This window comes from Mycobacterium sp., from assembly GCF_052145595.1.
Classification (GTDB): domain Bacteria; phylum Actinomycetota; class Actinomycetes; order Mycobacteriales; family Mycobacteriaceae; genus Mycobacterium.
This window is the reverse complement of the sequence record NZ_JBKQOI010000331.1, coordinates 1-16,451: the sequence shown is the minus strand read 5'-3', so window position 1 is coordinate 16,451 and position 16,451 is coordinate 1. Positions and strand designations below refer to the sequence as shown.

Genomic DNA, 16,451 nt, shown 5'->3' with positions numbered 1-16,451 from the left:
GCTGTTCGCCGAGGCGCTGGAAACGCAGAAGTGCCTTGACGAGGGCGTTCTGACGTCGACGGCCGACGCCAACATCGGATCGATCATGGGCATCGGCTTCCCGCCGTGGACCGGCGGCAGCGCGCAGTTCATTGTCGGCTACTCGGGTCCGGCCGGAACGGGCAAAGAAGCCTTTGTGGCCCGGGCCCGCGAGCTGGCGGCCCAGTACGGTGACCGGTTCCTGCCGCCGGACTCGCTGACCAGCTGACCGGCGTTCAGGCGCGGCGCCGAAAGAGGTAGTACCGCGCCGGGGTCTTCTCACGGTCCAGCTCCCGCTCGTCGCCGGCGGACAACATCGTCCAGGTGGCCGCGAATCGTCGTTCCATCTCTGCGGGCTCGATGCCCCACACGCCGAACCTCCCGCCGGGAACGAACGCCACGACCAACAGCCGTGCGTCGGCTGCCGCGAGGGCGCTGACCTCTCGGACGTACGCCTCGCGGTCGTCGTCGCTCATGTTGTGCAAACAGCCGTTGTCGACGATCAACGGGAAGTCCGCGCCGATTCCGGCATGACTCAACTCTGTGACGTCGGCGCGGACGAAGTTGATCGAAACCCCAGCGGCGCGGGCCTTGTCGCGCGCCTTCTCGAGTGCCGTCGTCACAAAGTCAACTCCGGTGACCTTCCACCCGTGCCGGGCCAGGTAGATCGAGGCGTCGCCGGTGCCGCATCCGAGATCAAGGGCCGAGCCCGCGGGCAGCGCTGGCGTGTCATTGGTTCCCTCGACTAGATCCCGCAGGCGCTGTGCGAGCGGATGACCGTCCCACGGGGTGAAGCCGATGCGGTAGAAGATCCGAAACAGGGTCTGTTTGGAAGCCATAGCTCACCGTATGCCTAAACCGCGCTACGTGGCGGCGGCGATTCGGCGCCATTGCTCGCGCGGGAAGGCCGTCGGGTCGGCCAGCAGCACCTGGACGCAGACATGGTCGGCGCCGGCCGAACGATGCTCGGCGACCCGCCGCATGATGGCATCTTCGTCGCCCCAGGCGATGATCGCGTTGAAGAGCCGATCGCTCACGTGGGCCAGGTCATCTTCGGAGAATCCGCTGCGCAGCAGATTATTGGCGTAGTTTGGCAACGCCAAATACGCCCGAAGCCAGTCGGTTCCGATGCGGCGTGCCTCGTCAACGCTGTCACACAGGATCACGGTCTGCTCCGGTAGCAGCAACGGGCCCTCGCCCAAAGTTGAACGGGCAGAAGCGGTGTGCTCAGGAGTGGTGAGGTAAGGGTGGGCTCCGCGGGCGCGGTTCGCAGACAGAGCAAGCATTTTCGGACCGAGTGCGGCAAGAACACGCCGCTCGGTTGGCACCGGTCGTTGCGCGGCATCCAATCCATCTAGAAACGATGCCGTCGCCGCCAACGGTCTGCGGTATCGCCCGGGCTGGCCGGCGTCGATCAGCGGCGCATGGCTGACTCCGATCCCGAGCAGGAAGCGGTCCCCGTGCTCGGCGGTCAGCGCCGCATAGGATTCGGCGACATCGCCCGCCGAGTGCATCCATAGGTTCAGGATCCCCGTGGCGATCACCGTCCGCTTGGTTGCGGCGAGTAGGTGACCGACCGCGTCGAACACCGCGCCGCCCACGTCTGGAATCCACAGCGCCGTAAAGCCGAGGTCATCCAATTCCGCTGCTGCGTAGGCGGATTCGGATGCGTCGCCGTAGCGTAGTTGACTGCTCCAGATCCCGACACCGGCAAGCTCCATCTAGATCATCCCTTTCGTGGCACACGCGGATTCGAGATCCATGCTGTCAAACGTCGGCGTCGGCGTAGTCGGGCACCGGCATAGAGTCGTACATCCGGACGCCCTTGGTGTTGAGCCTCGCCAGCGCCCTGGAGAGGGACCCGGGCATCAGTGAGACCAGCTGGAGTCCACGGGGCAACGCCCAAACTCCCGCTCGGGAGCCGGGGATGATGCTCTTGGCGGCGCTCCGCGCGAAGGCCCGGCTGCGGTATACCGGCTCGCGCATCTGGAGCTCGTAGGCAGCGAACGCGCGCAGGTAATCGCCGCCGGCCCGGGCCAACTCTCCGGCCAGCACGTAGGCGCCGAGGACCGCCAGGCTGGTGCTACCGCCGACCGCCGGGCCGGGACAGTACCCGGCGTCGCCGACGAGGGTGACCCGTCGGCGCGACCATATGTCCATCCGCAGTTGACTGATCGCATCGAAGTAGAACGTTTTCGTTTGGCCGATCTCCCCCAGCCAGCGGTCCACCTGGGAGTGCATGTCCGCGAACGCGTCGCGCAGTAATTCTTTCTGCCGCAACGAATCGTGATAGTCGTAGTCGAGCTCCTCTTTGCTGCGAAACATAAACACCACCCGCGCGTCGTCCAAATGCTCTGCGGTGTAGATGGCCGCGAGGCGGCCGACGCCGAGGTGACCGACCATCTCGCCGGGTTTGGCCAACGTCTTGGGCGCCGACACGACCGCCAGATATCCCCCGATGAACCGGGTGAGTCCGGCTTCCTCGCCGAAGATCAGGCGCCGAACGTTGGAGTGCAGCCCGTCGGCGCCGACGACGACGTCGAACTTGCGGGCCGGGGTGTGCTCGAATGTCACCTCGCCGTCGTGGTCGATCGCCGTGATCGAGTCGCCGAACAGGTACTCGACGTCGTCATAGGCAGCGTCATAGTAGATTTCGCTCAGATCGTCGCGCATGATCTCCACGTGCCGGTCCGACGCGACGCCGACGAGCTTGGTGAGGTCGACCTCGGTGGGTCGCGGCCGACCTTCCCGATACATTGTCAGGCGGTCCGTGCCGGTGGCAAGCGCCTCAATGCGCGGTAAGACACCCATCCTCGCGGAGATTTCCATCGCCGGACGGAACAAGTCGACGGCGTGGCCGCCGGTTTTGCGCAGCGTCGGTGCGCGCTCGACGACCGTGACGTCGAAGCCATGACGGGTCAGCCAGTACGCCAGCACCGGCCCGGCGATGCTGGCGCCCGAGACCAGGATCCGCACGACGCCCCTCCTCGCTTACTCAACGTTGGCAAGCTGGTGTTCAGCCCGAAGCCGACGTTAGAGCAATCCACCCGCGCGGTGGTAGCGTTCGGCGGCCTGTAGGACTGCCGCCTGCGGTTTTCTGACACTCCGTAGGAGGCCTTGCGCACGGTGTCAGTTAAAACCGCGCACGGCGCCCCCGGGTGTGCGGGGTCGAGTCTGGGGAACTAGAGCAAAATGGCCTTTGGCACAAGGACTTATGTGCGCAGGTGCATCATGCGGTGCTCTGATCCTGGGCGTTCTGCGTGAAGATGTCGCCGGAGGTCTGGCCGTTGTCGTTGACGCCGCCGTTGTCGTCGACGGCGACGACGCTGCCGCCGGCCACGTTCTGCGCGCTCTGCGGGAGCTGCGATGCGACAACGGCTTGGGTATCACCGGGCCGCGCCGCGCTGAATAGCGCGAGCGTCGCGATGGTCGCTGCCCCGGCGAAGATGACTTGCATTACACGGATGGGCCGACGCCGAGCGTCGGCTGAATTGATGTCGTGCCAATCGTTGGTCATCCATCATGCTTATGGCTTCGTTGTCAGCGGCGGCTGGACCTGAGTTATCGATCTGCTGTGAAGTCATGGCGGCGCGGACTTGGTGCCCCCACCTCGGCCGGGCCGCATCGTCGCCGGGCTGGTCCTGATTGCCCGGCTCCTCAACGGCCCGTTCCGGGCCGCATCGTCGTCGGGCTAAAGTCACCGCTATGCGCTTTGGTCTCTTCATTCCGCAAGGCTGGCGAATGGATCTTGTAGGCATCGAACCGGACAAACACTGGGCGGTGATGCGCGACCTGGCGACCTACGCAGACACCAGCGCATGGGACTCGCTGTGGGTCTACGACCACTTCCACACCGTCCCGGTGCCAACGGGCGAAGCCACTCACGAGGCTTGGTCGCTGATGGCGGCGTACGCGGCGACCACGTCGCGGGTCAAACTCGGCCAGATGTGCACGGCGATGAGCTACCGCAATCCGGTGTACCTGGCCAAGGTGGCGGCGACTGCCGACATCATCTCCGGTGGCCGGATTCAGATGGGTATCGGCGGTGGCTGGTACGAACACGAGTGGCGCGCTTACGGTTACGGGTTTCCATCGGCCGGGGTGCGGTTGGGTCGACTCGACGAAGGCGTACAAATCATGCGCGATGCCTGGCGCGACGGGAAAGTCAGCTTCGAGGGCAAGCACTACCAGGTCGACGGCGCGATCGTCGCGCCGAAGCCGTTGCAGGACAATGGTATTCCACTATGGATCGCCGGCGGCGGCGAAAAGGTGACCTTGTGCATCGCCGCGAAGTACGCGCAGTACACCAACTTCACTCCGGAGCCCGAGGCATTCGCCCACAAGTCCGAGCTGCTGAAGCGGCACTGTCAACAGGTGGGCACCGACTTCGACGCCATCGTGCGCTCGGCCAACTTCACCGCCCTCGTCGGCACGTCGGACGCCGACGTCAAAGACCGGCAAAAGCGGGTACGCGACCGCATGATCGGCTACGTGCCCGAGGCGGTGGCGGATGCGATGATCGCCGGTGGAAGCGGGCCGGATTCGGCGACGGGCACACCGGATCAGGTCATCGAGCGGATGGCGAAGATCCGCGACCTCGGGTGTGAGTATGCGATCTGCTACTTCCCGGAAGCCGCCTACGACCGATCCGGCATCGAGTTGTTCGAACGCGAAGTCATTCCCGCGCTGAGCTAGATATCAGTCGTGACGAACCGCGTCTTCACCGGAGGCGCGGCCAGCAGCGGAGGCAACTCGGTCACTTTGCCTTCGCCGGCACGAAATGCGCGGTAGGCCTCGTCGGCCTCGACCGTGTCCCAAAGTTCGTAGATAAGCCAGTGCGCTTCGTCGTCTTGGTCGACGAGCACATCCGTGCCGAGATTCCCATCGAACGCCCGGGTAACTTGTAGCGTCCGGCGCATAAGGTCGCGCGCCGCAGACACCGCGTCGGGTTTGAACCTAAGTTCAAGTGTCACCGTAACCGGCATAGTCGTCTCCTCCCACAGGTTCGGGTCTCGCTGGCCACGATCTCCAGTCGCACAGACCTCGTCAAGATAGCCCAGCTAGGCGCGGGGCCAGGCCCGCGTGCAGCCTATGAGAATGCGGTTTCCACTTTCCGGAAAGCTGTTATACGGTTCAGTCAGCAATGTTCTGTTGGCGGACTGTGGATGATTGCTGGAGGATCCCGTAATGCAGAAGGCACTCGCCCCCGAGATCTCTACCTGGCCCGACGAGAGCCCGCAGCTGATCGGTAGCCGGTGCGGAAGCTGCGGCGCCACGACCTTCCCAGTGCAACAGTGGTGCCCGCGCTGCAGTGGCGGCGAGATGACCGAGTTGTTGTTGCCGCGCCGTGGAACCTTGGTGGCCTGGACCACCCAGGGTTTCCCGCCCGGAGCGCCCTACGCCGGTCCCGCGGGCAAGGATTTCGTGCCGTTCGGCGTGGGCCTGGTCCAGCTCGGGGACGTGATCCGGGTCGAGGGGCGGCTGACCGAGAACGACCCGGCCAAGCTGCAGTTCGGTCAGGAGGTCGAGCTGACCATGGTGCCGCTTACCACCGACGCCGAGGGCGCCGAGATCATGACGTTCGCATTCCAACCGGTCTAAGCCGAGGAGGACTCCAAGATGAGTAACGATGTGGCCATCATCGGTGTGGGCTTGCACCCATTCGGCCGGTTCGAGAAGACCGCGATGCAGATGGGCGCCGAGGCGATCCAGTCCGCGCTGCAGGACGCCGGCCTGGACTGGAAGGACATTCAGTTCGGTTTCGGCGGCAGCCACGAGGTATCCAACCCCGACGCGGTGACCCGCCTGGTCGGGCTCACCGGCATCACGTTCACCAATGTGTTCAACGCCTGTGCCACCGCGGCCAGCGCCATTCAGCAGACCGCCGACACGATCCGGCTGGGCAAGTACGACATCGGCATCGCCATCGGCCTGGACAAGCACCCGCGCGGCGCGTTCACCGACGACCCCGCCAAGCTGGCGCTGCCGCAGTGGTATGCGCAGAACGGGCAGTTCGTCACCACGAAGTTCTTCGGGATAAAGGCCAACAAGTACATCCACGACCACAACATCTCCCAGGCCACGCTGGCCAAGGTCGCCGCCAAGAACTTCCGCAACGGAGCGCTGAATCCAAATGCATTCCGTCGCAAGCCGATTACCGAAGACGAGATCCTCAACTCGACCGTGCTGAACTACCCGTTGACCCAGTACATGTTCTGTGCGCCCGACGAGGGTGCCGCCGCGGTGATCATGTGCCGCGGCGACATCGCGCACAAGTTCACCGACAAGCCGGTTTATGTGCGAGCCTGCGAGATTCGGACCCGGCGATACGGTGCCTACGAAGTTCACGCCACATCGGCTCCGCTGGACGAGGACGCCTCACCGACGGTATACGCGTCCAAGGCCGCCTACGAGGCCGCGGGCATCGGACCTGAGGATGTCGACATCGCCCAGCTGCAGGACACCGACGCCGGTGCCGAGGTCATCCACATGGCCGAGACGGGCCTGTGCGCGGACGGCGAGCAGGAGAAACTGGTGGCCGACGGTGCTACCGAGATCCATGGTTCGATGCCCGTCAACACCGATGGCGGGTTGATCGCCAACGGTGAGCCGATCGGCGCGTCAGGGCTGCGGCAGATGCACGAGCTGGTGCGCCAGTTGCGGGGTGAGGCGGGCGAGCGTCAGGTGCCCGGCAACCCGCGTGTCGGCCTGGCGCAGGTGTACGGCGCACCGGGCACCGCGTCGGCGACCATCGTTTCGCTCTGAGTAATTGGCGCGAGCAGACAGAGAATCGCACGAAACACCTTGTGTGCGTGCGATTCTTCGTCTGCTCGCCGCAATCTAAATCGCCGGGCCCAGCAGATCGTCCGCATCGCGGATGATGTAGCCGTAGCCCTGCTCGGCCAGGAAGCGCTGTCGGTGCGCGGCGTACTCGGCGTCCAAGCTATCGCGTGCCACCACGGAATAGAAGATGGCGCCGCCGCCGTCGGACTTGGGCCGAAGTAACCGGCCCAGCCGCTGGGCCTCCTCTTGGCGTGAGCCGAATGTCCCCGAAACCTGCACGGCCACGGAGGCTTCCGGCAAGTCGATGGAGAAGTTGGCGACCTTGGACACCACCAGCGTGGACACTTCGCCGCGGCGGAAGGCGTCGAAAAGTTCTTCGCGTTCCCGGGTTCGGGTCGAGCCCTGGATGACCGGAGCGTTCAGCTCGGCGCCGAGTTCGTCGAGCTGATCCAGGTAGGCGCCGATCACCAGGGTCTGCTCGCCGGGATGTTTCTCCAGAATCGATTTGACCACAGCGATTTTGGTGTGCACCGTCGAGCACAGCCGGTAGCGTTCTTCGGGTTCGGCGGTGGCGTACATCATCCGCTCGTTGTCGGTCATGGTGACCCGCACCTCGACGCACTCCGCCGGCGCGATCCAGCCCTGCGCCTCGATGTCCTTCCACGGCGCGTCATAGCGCTTCGGGCCGATCAGGGAGAACACGTCGCCCTCGCGGCCGTCTTCGCGGATCAACGTGGCGGTCAGGCCCAGTCGCCGCTTGGACTGAAGGTCGGCGGTCATCCGGAACACCGGTGCCGGTAGCAAGTGCACCTCGTCGTAGATGATCAGTCCCCAATCGCGGCTGTCGAAGAGCTCCAGGTGCCGGTATTCGCCCTTGGTGCGGCGGGTGATCATCTGATATGTCGAGATGGTGACGGGCCGGATTTCCTTGCGTTCTCCGGAGTATTCGCCGATCTCGTCCTCGGTCAGCGAGGTGCGCGCAACCAACTCGCGTTTCCATTGCCGGGCGGCGACGATGTTGGTGACCAGGATCAGCGTCGTGGCGCCGGCTTTCGCCATCGCGGCCGCGCCGACCAGCGTCTTGCCGGCACCGCACGGAAGCACCACCACCCCGGAGCCGCCGGACCAAAACGAATCGGCGGCCATCTGCTGATAATCGCGTAGGTGCCAACCGTCCTGCTGCAGGCTGATGGCGAGTGCCTCACCGTCGACGTAACCGGCGAGATCCTCTGCGGGCCAGCTGATTTTAAGTAGCATCTGCTTGACGCGGCCGCGTTCGCTCGGGTGGACGACCACCGTGTCCTCGTCGATTCGGGCGCCCAGCATCGGTGCGATCTTCTTGTTGCGCAGTACCTCCTCGAGCACCGCGCGATCCAGGCTCACCAGCGTCAGACCGTGCGCCGGGTGTTTGACGAGTTGCAGCCGGCCATAGCGGGCCATGGTGTCGACGATGTCGACGAGCAACGGCTGGGGCACCGGGTAGCGGGAGAAACTGACCAGCGCGTCGACGACCTGTTCGGCGTCGTGGCCGGCGGCGCGGGCGTTCCACAGTGCCAGCGGTGTGATGCGGTAGGTGTGCACGTGTTCGGGTGCGCGCTCCAGCTCGGCGAACGGCGCGATGGCGGCGCGCGCCGCGCCGGCCAGCTCGTGGTCCACCTCGAGCAGCACCGTCTTATCGGACTGCACGATCAACGGCCCGTCAGTCATACCGCCCATTATTCAGTCGTCGGCCGACACCACCGAGGTGATGCGGTGGATGGCGAAGTCACGCAGCCGCCCGGACGCCGAATCGAAGGCCACCAGCTGCCCGCCCCGCACGGTGATCGGCGATACCACTCGCTGGGTGGCGACCCCTGCGGCGTCGAGGTAGCCGATCACCAACGTGTCCTGCTCCCTCGCCGCGCGCTGCAGCAACGACATGGTGACCGCGGGGTCGATGCGGATGTTGCCGAACGGCGCGGCGGTCACCTTACGCAGCACCGACACGACCGCGTTCAGCGTCTCGCTGCTAGGACGCGGCGGAGGGTGGTACGGTCGGCGGCGCTGCGGCGCGGGCACCCTAGCTCCCCGGAGCCGGAGGTCGACGATGGAGCCGGAGGAGTCTTCGGCGGCCGGAGCGAAGCCCGCTCCGCGCAACGCGGCGAGCACCTCGGCGATAGGCGCGGGCGACACGGCAACGGTCGGGGCAAGGGCACGTAGCTGTAGCCCTTCGGCGGCCGCCACCGCCTGGGCCAGCAGCGCCGGGTCCTCGCACCGCACGAACGAAGCGGCCATGCCGATCCGAAGCTGGCCGTGCCGCCGCGCAACGTCGTCGATGAGATATGTAAGCCCCTGTGGCACCGGCGTCTTGGAGTGGCCGGCGAAAAATGTGTGCATCCAGTCGCGGGTTTTGCCGATGTCGAGCGCGTGCCGGATCGACTGCTCGCTGATGCGGTAGACCATCGCCGCACCCGCCGATTCGACGGTGGCGACCGTGGCCAGGTCGTCGGCGAGATTGCGTTGCAGTGGCCCCGGTGCCACGACGGTCAGGTCGGCCTGCACCAGGAAGTGGTCGATTGGTGCGGGCATCGCACGGGTCATCGCGTCGATCGCGATCTGAGGGTCGGCGCCTTCGTCCAGCAGCGCGCGGCCCGGTGCGCTTATCGCCCCGCGACCCACCAGCCCCAAGGCGTGGCCTTCGGTCATTAGATCGGCAATGGGTCGCGGCTGCAGCCGCCTGGCCCAGCGCGGACGTCGCCAGATCAGCGCCGCCGAAGCCGCGGCCGCATCGACGCCGGCACCGGCGGGCTGCTCGGAGAGCATGCTCAGCAGCAGTCGGCGATCCAGCGGTGCGGCCGTTGAGTACAGCGCATCCGTAAGGGCGCCATAAGGTTTCGCGTCGGGGCCACGACTGCCGATCAACGCCGGCCGGCCCGGCAAGTCAAGCCAGGTGCTAGCCAGCAGATGCCAGCGCTCGGCGGGGGACATCGCGGTGAACCGTTCGGTGGCCGCCGTTGGCGCCCAATAGGGTCCGTCACCGTTAGCGGGCTCCGGATCGGGCATGCCGCTGGCGATCAATCCGGCCGCGGCCGCGACCTCGAGGATCAGGCCCAGCCGTGGCTCGTCAACGCCGAGCGCTTTGGCCAGCCGCTTGACGTCGCGAATTCCCATTCCGCCGCTGCGCAGCTCGGAAACCGGTGCGGCACCAAGAGTTTGAAGAAGTACGTCGAGCTCGCGCAACAGGTCGATGACGGCTCCGGCGGCCGTCGCATCGGCATCGTCGGCGGTGGTCGTCGACACCACCGGGTCAGGTGCCGTCAGCTGCATCGGGCCAGGGTGCTCGCCGCGCAGCACCTGCCCGACATGGCGGGGCAAGATCACCGTCTCGGCATCGATGCGGCGCAGTAGGCCCAGCGCCAGCAGCTGCGGCACCGGCCGATCCGCCGGGGCACCGGGCGCGGCGTCACGGGTGCGGCCCATCGGGGACCCTTCAAGCAGCTTCTCCAGCACCTCCAGCTGTGCCGGGTTGAGCCCGTCGATGAGATCGGCGATCTGTTCGCCGGTGTGTGAGGTGTCCTCAAGGGTGACTTGCCCCGGATGCCACGGTAATGCCGTGCTGGCGTCGGCCGCGACCCGGAACCCCGCCTCACCCCAGACCAGGGCGCGTTGCCTGAGGTCGTCCAGCGCGCTGACCACGTCGGCTTCGGGAGCGCGGTCACCGATGAGTGCCAGCAGCTTTGCCATTGGCACCGGCGCCGAATCGGCCTGCAGCACCAGCAGCGCGTCGAGCACCGCCAGCCGTAAGAAGTCGAGCTCGTCGGTGGCAGCCTTGACCGACTGACGGGCCTGTGCGCGCGCGGCCAGTGCAGCGATGCTCCCAGGTGGGGGCTGGGCGAGGTCTGGCCGTAGCTCCAGCAATCGGATCAGCCGCTCGTCGGGCAAGTCGGCCAGCCAGGACCCCAGCGGGATGTCCGGGGTGTTGTCGGTCATTGCTGACCAGCGTAAAGCAGCCGACGATCCTGAAGGCCACGGTCAGGATCCGGCAACCTGGACTCTCAGGGCCCCGCCGCCCTGCGAGGGGACGACCGAGTCACTCGCCACTGATGGCCTTGCTCCGCGCGCGCCCGCGCGACCTGTCAGAATGGACCCCGTGGCTGACATTGCTGAGGACAAGGCGAGCAAAACCAAGTACGTCGACAACGGCTGGCCGACGACGGACCCGGACGACCACGCGGTAAGCGAGTTGGTGAGCGATCGGACCGGTGCGTTATCACCCTTCGGTGAACTGGTATTCCCGCTGCCCTCCACCGACCTGCCCTACGTCCACCCGGTCACCGTGGTCAACCGGTAGGTCGCACGGATGGCTAGGGCCTCTGAGGCCGCTAAGGCCCCTGTGACCTGGGAGTCGGAGAAATCCCGCTCCGCCACGCTGTCGCACCTCGATGAGCGTGGGGCAGCACATATGGTCGATGTCACCGAAAAGGGAGCCACCAAGCGCACCGCCGTTGCCGCGGGTGCTCTGCGCACTTCGGCGCAGGTGGTGGCGCTGATCTCGACGGGCGGCCTGGCTAAGGGCGATGCGTTGGCCACGGCACGGGTCGCGGGCATTCTGGCAGCGAAGCGCACCAGCGAACTGATCCCGCTGTGCCACCAGCTCGCACTCACCGGAGTCGACGTCGATTTCACTGTCGGCGAGTCGGATATCGAGATCACCGCGACGGTACGCAGCACCGACCGTACGGGTGTGGAGATGGAGGCGCTGACCGCCGTCAGCGTGGCCGGGCTCACTCTTTACGACATGATCAAAGCTGTCGATCCGGCCGCGCGCATCGATGACATTCGGGTGCTCCGCAAAGAGGGCGGCAAAAGCGGAAATCGGGCGCGGCGATGAGCAGCCGATCCGCCCGAGTCATCATCGCCTCCACCCGCGCATCGGCCGGCGTGTACGACGATCAATCCGGGCCGATCATCGCGGAGTGGCTTGAGCAGCGCGGGTTTTCGACCGTGCAGCCAGAGGTGGTTGCCGACGGGGAGCCGGTCGGAGACGCGCTGCGGAGCGCGGTCGACGACGGGGTTGACGTCATCATCACCTCGGGTGGCACCGGCATCGCGCCCAGCGATAGCACCCCGGATCAGACCGTGGCGGTGCTGGACTACATGATTCCCGGGCTGGCTGACGCCATCCGCCGCTCCGGGCTGCCGAAGGTGCCGACTTCGGTGCTTTCGCGCGGCGTGTGCGGCGTGGCCGGCAAGACGCTGATCGTCAATCTGCCGGGTTCACCCGGCGGGGTACGCGACGGCCTTGGCGTGCTCGCCGACGTGCTCGACCACGCGCTAGACCAACTCGCAGGCGAAGATCACGAGCGATGACGCTCGTCGTGCGCGCCGCCATGACCGAAGAGCCGATCTTTCTCGCTGAGCATGAAGAGCTGGTGGGCCACCAGTCGGCCGGAGCGATCGTCGGGTTCGTCGGCGCGATCCGCGATCACGACGGTGGCCGCCGAGTGGTGCGGTTGGAGTATTCCGCGCACCCGTCGGCAGCACGGCTCATTGCCGACGTGGTAGCCGAGGTCGCCGAGGAGTCCAGCGGGGTGCGCGCCATCGCGGCCAGCCACCGGATCGGCGTGCTGCACATCGGTGAGGCGGCGCTGGTGGCCGCCGTCGCCGCCGACCATCGACAGGCGGCATTCGACACCTGCGCCCGTCTGGTCGACACCATCAAGGCACAGCTACCGGTGTGGAAGCATCAGTTCTTCGATGACGGCACCGACGAGTGGGTGAACTCGGCCTGAAGCGCGTCGACATCCTCCTGGACTGTGCGGGAGGCCGGCGATCTCCCGCAATCAGGAGGCTTACTCGTCTGATTGCGGAAGAGCCCGAGTAATCCGGCTAAGCGCCCAAGCGCAGGGCGTCAGTTGATCCCGGTCGGCTGCGCGATAGCGTCCAGCGCATCGTTTCCGTGGATGTCCTGCCCGCGGATCGCTTCCCACAATTGCTTCGTGTAGCCGACCTTCGAAGCGTGCTGTGGTGCAGCCGACGCGGTGTTGAGGTCGCCGGGAGGCGGCGGCACATCGGCCGGCGCGGGCGGCATGGCGTCAGCGGGAGGTGCCGGCGCGTCCGCGGGAGGTGCCGGCGGCATGGCGTCAGCGGGAGGTGCCGGCGCATCCGCGGGAGGCGCGGGTGGCACGGCGTCGGCCGGAGGTGCGGGTGGCACATCCGCTGGAGGCGCGGAGGGCGATTGGTCGAAGCCGGCCAGCTGCACCGGCGGGTCAGCGGGCGGCGGGGGAGGCGGGGGAGGAGCGTCTGGCGGGGGCGCGTCTGCGGGCGGTGGTGCCAGCGGTGCCGGCTGCCCGTTGATGCCGGGCGCGTCCAGCGGCGCATCCATCCCGGCCGGGGTGGGAAGGACGTTGCGCGGGCTCGGACCCGACAGCGGACCACCACACACGGGCCAGGCGCCGCGACCCTGCGTCGCCAGGACGCGCTCAGCGACCGCGATCTGCTGATCCCTGGTGGCGAGCTGGGCCGAAGGGGCGAATTCGCCGCCGCCGTGCGAGGCCCAGGTACCTGCGCTGAATTGCACGCCGCCGTAGTAGCCGTTGCCGGTGCTGATTCCCCAGTTGCCGCCGGACTCGCAATGGGCTACCTGATCCCATTCGCCATCGGTGGCTGCGGTTGCCTGGCCGGCGAGGGCGATGCTGCCGCCACCGAGTATTGCCCCGGTAAAGGCGATCTTGGCGACGCTGATGTTAGAAGTAGTGGGCTTACGGTGACGTCCACTCATACGAGCCGAAATTCCTCTCTCGTACGCCTGCGAGGTCAGCTGTCGGGTTCGGGTTGGAGAGGCTACCCGGCCGGCATCTACTCCACATGGGAGGCGACGTCGGCTTCACCCCAAGGAGCCGCAAGCGGCCCCAATCCGATCACGGTGGACCGGTGGGTCCCCCGCCTCCATCCATTTACGGTGTTCCCTCGCCTACTGGATGGAGCTCGGCGCGATAGAGAGGGAGGAACGCCACCGGTCTGGCGAGCCTTCGCAGACGCTAGCCGTTTCTGTTGGTCCCGTCACGTCTAGCGAAACCCGGCGTTTCCCGCACGGCCATCTGCGAAAACCCCAGGAACACCTCTTGTTTGCGCAGGTCATTGCGGCCGAGATCGGAGCGTGTCCGCGCCGTTATTATTCCGTTACGTGAGATATTTCACATTCTCAGCCGCCGGCGAAGGGCGGTAGTACGTCGATCGTGTTACCCGCGCGCAACGCCGTGGTTTCGTCGCGAACGGCGATTCCGTCGCACAGGTAAGAGCATCGATTCAACACGGTCGCGAGGCGAGTTCCCCGGACGGCGAGCCGCCCGACCAACTCGGCCACCGTGGTTCCCGGACGCACCACCACCGTTTCCGATTGGGCTCCTGCCGCCGCGCGCGCGGCGGCGAAGTAGCGGACCGTCACCTGAATTCCGTCTGCGTCGACGGGGGGGTGACCCATCGGGCTAGCCACCGATCGCGCTCATCGGGCGGTCGGGCTGGATGAAGTCGGGGTCGTTGATGCCGTGGCCGGCGGGCTTGCCCCACATTGCAGCCCGCCAAGCCGCCTCGATCGTGTCGTCGTGCGCGCCGTCGCGCAGCAGCCCCCGAAGGTCCGTCTCGTTGGCCGAGAACAGGCAGCTGCGGATCTGGCCGTCGGCCGTGAGCCGGGTGCGATCACACGCCGCGCAGAAGGCGTGCGAAACCGACGCGATGACGCCAAACTTTCCGCTCGGCGTGTTCGGGCCCGTGTCGACCAGCCACAGCTCCGCGGGAGCCGAACCGCGCGGCGCCGGGTCCGGTCGCAGCCGGAAGTGCGGGCGCAGCGCCGCCAGCACGTCGTCAGCGGTCAGCGCGGTCCCGCGGCGCCATTGATGCCCGGCGTCCAGCGGCATCTGCTCGATGACCCGCAATTGATACCCATGCTCGAGGCAGAACCCCAGCAGCCCGACGACATCGTCGCGTCCTGTGGCGGGATCGAGCACGGCGTTGACCTTCACCGGTCTCAGGCCTGCGTCGTTGGCGGCCGCCAAGCCGGCCAGCACGTCAGCGATCCGGTCGCGACGGGTGATCGCCGCGAAGTGGTCCCGGTCCACGCTGTCCAGCGACACGTTGACCCGGTCCAGGCCTGCGTCGGCGAGCGCGGCAGCCCGTCGCGCCAGTCCCACACCGTTTGTGGTCAGCGAGATCTCGGGGCGGGGCCGCAGATTGGCCGCCGCTGCGACCGCTTCTTCGAGGTGGCGGGACAATAGGGGCTCACCCCCGGTGAACCGCACGCTGGTGATGCCCAGCCGGGTGACGGCTATGTGCATCAGCCTTGCCAGCTCGTCGGGTCGCAGCAGTTGCTCTCCGGGTAGCCAGTCCAGGCCCTCGGCCGGCATGCAATAAGTGCACCGCAGGTTGCAGCGATCGGTCAGCGATACCCGCAGATCGGTGGCGACCCGTCCGTATGAATCCAGCAGCGGGCCCTCGGTTGGTACTCCAGTGCCGACGGGCTCGTCTGTCGGGCCCTCCATCCGGCCAGGCACCGTAGGTACACCCAAGGCGGTCAGCGTCATGCGGGCACCGGTGCGAATGGAGTCGGCGAGCTGACGGGAACTATCTGTTTGCCCAGCGGCATCAATGACACCGGGATCAATTTGAGGTTGGCCAGCGCCAGCGGAATCCCGACGATCGTGATCGCCATCGCCGCCGCGCTCACCAAATGCCCTATCGCCAGCCAGACCCCAAACAGCAGCACCCAGATGACGTTTCCGATGAGGGCGCCGGTCCCGGCGGTCGGCTTGTCGACGATCGTGCGGCCGAACGGCCACAACGCGAACGAGGCGATGCGCAGCGACGCAAACCCAAAGGGGATGGTGATGATGAGCAAGAAGCTGATGAGCGCCGCGAGCAGGTAACCGGCGGCCATCCAGAGGCCGCCGAATAGAAGCCAGATAACGTTCAGGACCAGGCGCATATCTCCTCCAGCGGTACTGCCAGCCTACCGACTCACGAGTGACGGGGGTGCTCGTCAGGCAGGCATCCGAGTAGGATCAAAACCCAACATTGCGTCCTGCGCAGGCGGGACGCATATTGTGTTGGCCATCCTAGTGATCCGTCAGACAAGCAGGTGAGACCAGTGCCGACCGGCAAGGTTAAGTGGTACGACTCCGAGAAGGGGTTTGGCTTCTTGTTGCAGGAGGACGGCGAAGACGTCTACGTCCGCTCGTCGGCGCTGCCCGACGGGGTCGAGGCGCTCAAAGCGGGACAGCGGGTGGAATTCGGCGTGGCTTCCGGTCGGCGCGGACCGCAGGCGTTGAGCCTGAAGCTGATCGATCCGCCACCCAGCCTTGCCGCCAAGGCGCGCCGCGAGGTGCCCGTCGAGCACAAGCACAGCCCTGATGAGCTGCACGGCATGGTCGAGGACATGATCACGCTGCTGGAGAGCACCGTGCAGCCCGAGTTGCGCAAGGGCCGCTACCCGGACCGCAAGACCGCTCGTCAAATTTCCGAGGTGGTCAAGGCGGTGGCCCGGGAACTCGACTCCTAATGGGATTCGATCAGCGTGTCCTTGACGGGGATCTTGGTTGTTGAGCGGGAGGCTGATCACCGAGCCGCCGGCCGGTGAGCACCCTTGGCTCCTGGAGCGATTGCCGATTCCTAGGGCT

At 66.4% G+C, this 16,451-nt stretch carries 19 protein-coding genes, 2 pseudogenes and 1 riboswitch; of the genes and pseudogenes, 10 read left to right on the top strand and 11 right to left on the bottom strand.

Translation table 11 applies throughout. The features are described 5' to 3' along the window. Positions 1 to 247: pseudogene (locus ACLP4W_RS27640) on the top strand (3-hydroxyacyl-CoA dehydrogenase); the annotation flags it as partial. A 7-nt stretch (positions 248 to 254) separates the two neighbouring features. On the opposite strand, the gene ACLP4W_RS27635 reads toward ACLP4W_RS27640, so the two are convergent. The 3 genes from ACLP4W_RS27635 to ACLP4W_RS27625 are packed head-to-tail and all read right to left on the bottom strand — an operon-like array spanning position 255 to position 2,994. Then, entirely contained in the window at positions 255 to 857 is a 603-nt protein-coding gene (locus ACLP4W_RS27635) for a class I SAM-dependent methyltransferase (protein ID WP_442390552.1), read from the bottom strand. Positions 858 to 881: 24 nt separating this feature from the next. Further along, positions 882 to 1,739: an LLM class F420-dependent oxidoreductase gene (locus ACLP4W_RS27630; protein WP_442390551.1), complete on the bottom strand. Its 858-nt coding sequence runs from the start codon at positions 1,737 to 1,739 to the stop codon at positions 882 to 884. A 46-nt stretch (positions 1,740 to 1,785) separates the two neighbouring features. Then, a complete protein-coding gene (locus ACLP4W_RS27625) occupies positions 1,786 to 2,994 on the bottom strand; it encodes an FAD-dependent monooxygenase (protein ID WP_442390550.1) in 1,209 nt (402 codons plus the stop codon). A 24-nt stretch (positions 2,995 to 3,018) separates the two neighbouring features. On the opposite strand from ACLP4W_RS27625, the pseudogene ACLP4W_RS27620 reads away from it, so the two are divergent. Then, positions 3,019 to 3,129, top strand: a pseudogene (locus tag ACLP4W_RS27620) (TetR/AcrR family transcriptional regulator); the annotation flags it as partial. A gap of 118 nt (positions 3,130 to 3,247) precedes the next feature. Here the strand turns inward: ACLP4W_RS27620 and ACLP4W_RS27615 are convergent. Continuing rightward, positions 3,248 to 3,535 carry a hypothetical protein gene (locus tag ACLP4W_RS27615; RefSeq protein ID WP_442390549.1) on the bottom strand — a complete coding sequence of 96 codons (288 nt, stop codon included), beginning with the start codon at positions 3,533 to 3,535 and terminating at the stop codon, positions 3,248 to 3,250. 188 nt (positions 3,536 to 3,723) lie between these two features. Between ACLP4W_RS27615 and ACLP4W_RS27610 the strand changes: the two genes are divergently transcribed. Beyond that, positions 3,724 to 4,713: an LLM class F420-dependent oxidoreductase gene (locus ACLP4W_RS27610; RefSeq protein WP_442390548.1), complete on the top strand. Its 990-nt coding sequence runs from the start codon at positions 3,724 to 3,726 to the stop codon at positions 4,711 to 4,713. On the opposite strand, the gene ACLP4W_RS27605 is transcribed toward ACLP4W_RS27610, so the two are convergent. Further along, on the bottom strand, positions 4,710 to 5,003 hold the full coding sequence (locus ACLP4W_RS27605; protein WP_442390547.1) for a putative quinol monooxygenase: 294 nt from the start codon (positions 5,001 to 5,003) through the stop codon (positions 4,710 to 4,712). The two genes, ACLP4W_RS27610 and ACLP4W_RS27605, sit on opposite strands and share 4 nt — an antisense overlap. A 202-nt stretch (positions 5,004 to 5,205) precedes the next feature. Here ACLP4W_RS27605 and ACLP4W_RS27600 point away from each other — a divergent pair, with 202 nt between their 5' ends. Next, positions 5,206 to 5,619, top strand: a complete 414-nt coding sequence (locus ACLP4W_RS27600; RefSeq protein WP_442390546.1) for a Zn-ribbon domain-containing OB-fold protein — start codon at positions 5,206 to 5,208, stop codon at positions 5,617 to 5,619. Positions 5,620 to 5,637: 18 nt separating this feature from the next. Continuing rightward, positions 5,638 to 6,783: a thiolase family protein gene (locus ACLP4W_RS27595; protein WP_442390545.1), complete on the top strand. Its 1,146-nt coding sequence runs from the start codon at positions 5,638 to 5,640 to the stop codon at positions 6,781 to 6,783. A 75-nt stretch (positions 6,784 to 6,858) separates the two neighbouring features. Here the strand turns inward: ACLP4W_RS27595 and ACLP4W_RS27590 are convergent, their stop codons facing one another. Together ACLP4W_RS27590 and ACLP4W_RS27585 are read right to left on the bottom strand one after the other, a co-directional pair. Further along, complete coding sequence (locus ACLP4W_RS27590; protein ID WP_442390544.1) at positions 6,859 to 8,508, bottom strand: DNA repair helicase XPB; 1,650 nt, start codon at positions 8,506 to 8,508, stop codon at positions 6,859 to 6,861. 12 nt (positions 8,509 to 8,520) lie between these two features. Next, positions 8,521 to 10,770 carry a helicase-associated domain-containing protein gene (locus ACLP4W_RS27585; protein WP_442390543.1) on the bottom strand — a complete coding sequence of 750 codons (2,250 nt, stop codon included), beginning with the start codon at positions 10,768 to 10,770 and terminating at the stop codon, positions 8,521 to 8,523. Between the two features lie 160 nt (positions 10,771 to 10,930). On the opposite strand from ACLP4W_RS27585, the gene ACLP4W_RS27580 reads away from it, so the two are divergent. The 4 genes from ACLP4W_RS27580 to ACLP4W_RS27565 are packed head-to-tail and all read left to right on the top strand — an operon-like array spanning position 10,931 to position 12,572. Next, on the top strand, positions 10,931 to 11,131 hold the full coding sequence (locus tag ACLP4W_RS27580; protein WP_442390542.1) for a hypothetical protein: 201 nt from the start codon (positions 10,931 to 10,933) through the stop codon (positions 11,129 to 11,131). 9 nt (positions 11,132 to 11,140) lie between these two features. Beyond that, positions 11,141 to 11,671: a cyclic pyranopterin monophosphate synthase MoaC gene (gene moaC, locus ACLP4W_RS27575; protein WP_442390541.1), complete on the top strand. Its 531-nt coding sequence runs from the start codon at positions 11,141 to 11,143 to the stop codon at positions 11,669 to 11,671. Then, complete coding sequence (locus ACLP4W_RS27570) at positions 11,668 to 12,150, top strand: MogA/MoaB family molybdenum cofactor biosynthesis protein (protein WP_442390540.1); 483 nt, start codon at positions 11,668 to 11,670, stop codon at positions 12,148 to 12,150. Before moaC ends, ACLP4W_RS27570 begins: the two co-directional genes overlap by 4 nt. After that, entirely contained in the window at positions 12,147 to 12,572 is a 426-nt protein-coding gene (locus tag ACLP4W_RS27565; protein ID WP_442390539.1) for a molybdenum cofactor biosynthesis protein MoaE, read from the top strand. The genes ACLP4W_RS27570 and ACLP4W_RS27565 overlap by 4 nt, the downstream gene beginning before the upstream one ends. A gap of 119 nt (positions 12,573 to 12,691) precedes the next feature. Here the strand turns inward: ACLP4W_RS27565 and ACLP4W_RS27560 are convergent, their stop codons facing one another. The 4 genes from ACLP4W_RS27560 to ACLP4W_RS27545 form a co-directional block, all read right to left on the bottom strand. Further along, on the bottom strand, positions 12,692 to 13,561 hold the full coding sequence (locus tag ACLP4W_RS27560; protein WP_442390538.1) for a transglycosylase family protein: 870 nt from the start codon (positions 13,559 to 13,561) through the stop codon (positions 12,692 to 12,694). Positions 13,562 to 13,570: 9 nt separating this feature from the next. Continuing rightward, positions 13,571 to 13,783, bottom strand: a riboswitch (cyclic di-AMP (ydaO/yuaA leader). 201 nt (positions 13,784 to 13,984) lie between these two features. Further along, positions 13,985 to 14,263, bottom strand: coding sequence for a MoaD/ThiS family protein (locus ACLP4W_RS27555; RefSeq protein ID WP_442390553.1), 279 nt, complete (start codon positions 14,261 to 14,263; stop codon positions 13,985 to 13,987). A gap of 4 nt (positions 14,264 to 14,267) precedes the next feature. Continuing rightward, positions 14,268 to 15,359, bottom strand: a complete 1,092-nt coding sequence (gene moaA, locus ACLP4W_RS27550; RefSeq protein WP_442390537.1) for a GTP 3',8-cyclase MoaA — start codon at positions 15,357 to 15,359, stop codon at positions 14,268 to 14,270. Continuing rightward, the gene (locus tag ACLP4W_RS27545) at positions 15,356 to 15,760 is read right to left on the bottom strand and encodes a YccF domain-containing protein (protein ID WP_442390536.1); all 405 of its coding nucleotides are present in this window, start codon (positions 15,758 to 15,760) and stop codon (positions 15,356 to 15,358) included. Before ACLP4W_RS27545 ends, moaA begins: the two co-directional genes overlap by 4 nt. Before the next feature lie 162 nt (positions 15,761 to 15,922). Here ACLP4W_RS27545 and ACLP4W_RS27540 point away from each other — a divergent pair, with 162 nt between their 5' ends. Beyond that, complete coding sequence (locus ACLP4W_RS27540; RefSeq protein WP_442390535.1) at positions 15,923 to 16,333, top strand: cold-shock protein; 411 nt, start codon at positions 15,923 to 15,925, stop codon at positions 16,331 to 16,333. Positions 16,334 to 16,451: the final 118 nt, after the last annotated feature.

Excerpts from the sequence above, each read along its gene's own strand:
- ACLP4W_RS27615 (WP_442390549.1), bottom strand. The coding sequence starts at position 3,535 with ATGACCAACGATTGGCACGACATCAATTCAGCCGACGCTCGGCGTCGG.
- ACLP4W_RS27565 (WP_442390539.1), top strand. The coding sequence starts at position 12,147 with ATGACGCTCGTCGTGCGCGCCGCCATGACCGAAGAGCCGATCTTTCTC.
- ACLP4W_RS27630 (WP_442390551.1), bottom strand. The coding sequence starts at position 1,739 with ATGGAGCTTGCCGGTGTCGGGATCTGGAGCAGTCAACTACGCTACGGC.
- ACLP4W_RS27545 (WP_442390536.1), bottom strand. The coding sequence starts at position 15,760 with ATGCGCCTGGTCCTGAACGTTATCTGGCTTCTATTCGGCGGCCTCTGG.
- ACLP4W_RS27555 (WP_442390553.1), bottom strand. The coding sequence starts at position 14,263 with ATGGGTCACCCCCCCGTCGACGCAGACGGAATTCAGGTGACGGTCCGC.
- moaC (WP_442390541.1), top strand. The coding sequence starts at position 11,141 with ATGGCTAGGGCCTCTGAGGCCGCTAAGGCCCCTGTGACCTGGGAGTCG.
- ACLP4W_RS27605 (WP_442390547.1), bottom strand. The coding sequence starts at position 5,003 with ATGCCGGTTACGGTGACACTTGAACTTAGGTTCAAACCCGACGCGGTG.
- ACLP4W_RS27560 (WP_442390538.1), bottom strand. The coding sequence starts at position 13,561 with ATGAGTGGACGTCACCGTAAGCCCACTACTTCTAACATCAGCGTCGCC.
- ACLP4W_RS27590 (WP_442390544.1), bottom strand. The coding sequence starts at position 8,508 with ATGACTGACGGGCCGTTGATCGTGCAGTCCGATAAGACGGTGCTGCTC.
- ACLP4W_RS27610 (WP_442390548.1), top strand. The coding sequence starts at position 3,724 with ATGCGCTTTGGTCTCTTCATTCCGCAAGGCTGGCGAATGGATCTTGTA.
- ACLP4W_RS27600 (WP_442390546.1), top strand. The coding sequence starts at position 5,206 with ATGCAGAAGGCACTCGCCCCCGAGATCTCTACCTGGCCCGACGAGAGC.
- moaA (WP_442390537.1), bottom strand. The coding sequence starts at position 15,359 with ATGACGCTGACCGCCTTGGGTGTACCTACGGTGCCTGGCCGGATGGAG.
- ACLP4W_RS27585 (WP_442390543.1), bottom strand. The coding sequence starts at position 10,770 with ATGACCGACAACACCCCGGACATCCCGCTGGGGTCCTGGCTGGCCGAC.
- ACLP4W_RS27570 (WP_442390540.1), top strand. The coding sequence starts at position 11,668 with ATGAGCAGCCGATCCGCCCGAGTCATCATCGCCTCCACCCGCGCATCG.
- ACLP4W_RS27595 (WP_442390545.1), top strand. The coding sequence starts at position 5,638 with ATGAGTAACGATGTGGCCATCATCGGTGTGGGCTTGCACCCATTCGGC.
- ACLP4W_RS27635 (WP_442390552.1), bottom strand. The coding sequence starts at position 857 with ATGGCTTCCAAACAGACCCTGTTTCGGATCTTCTACCGCATCGGCTTC.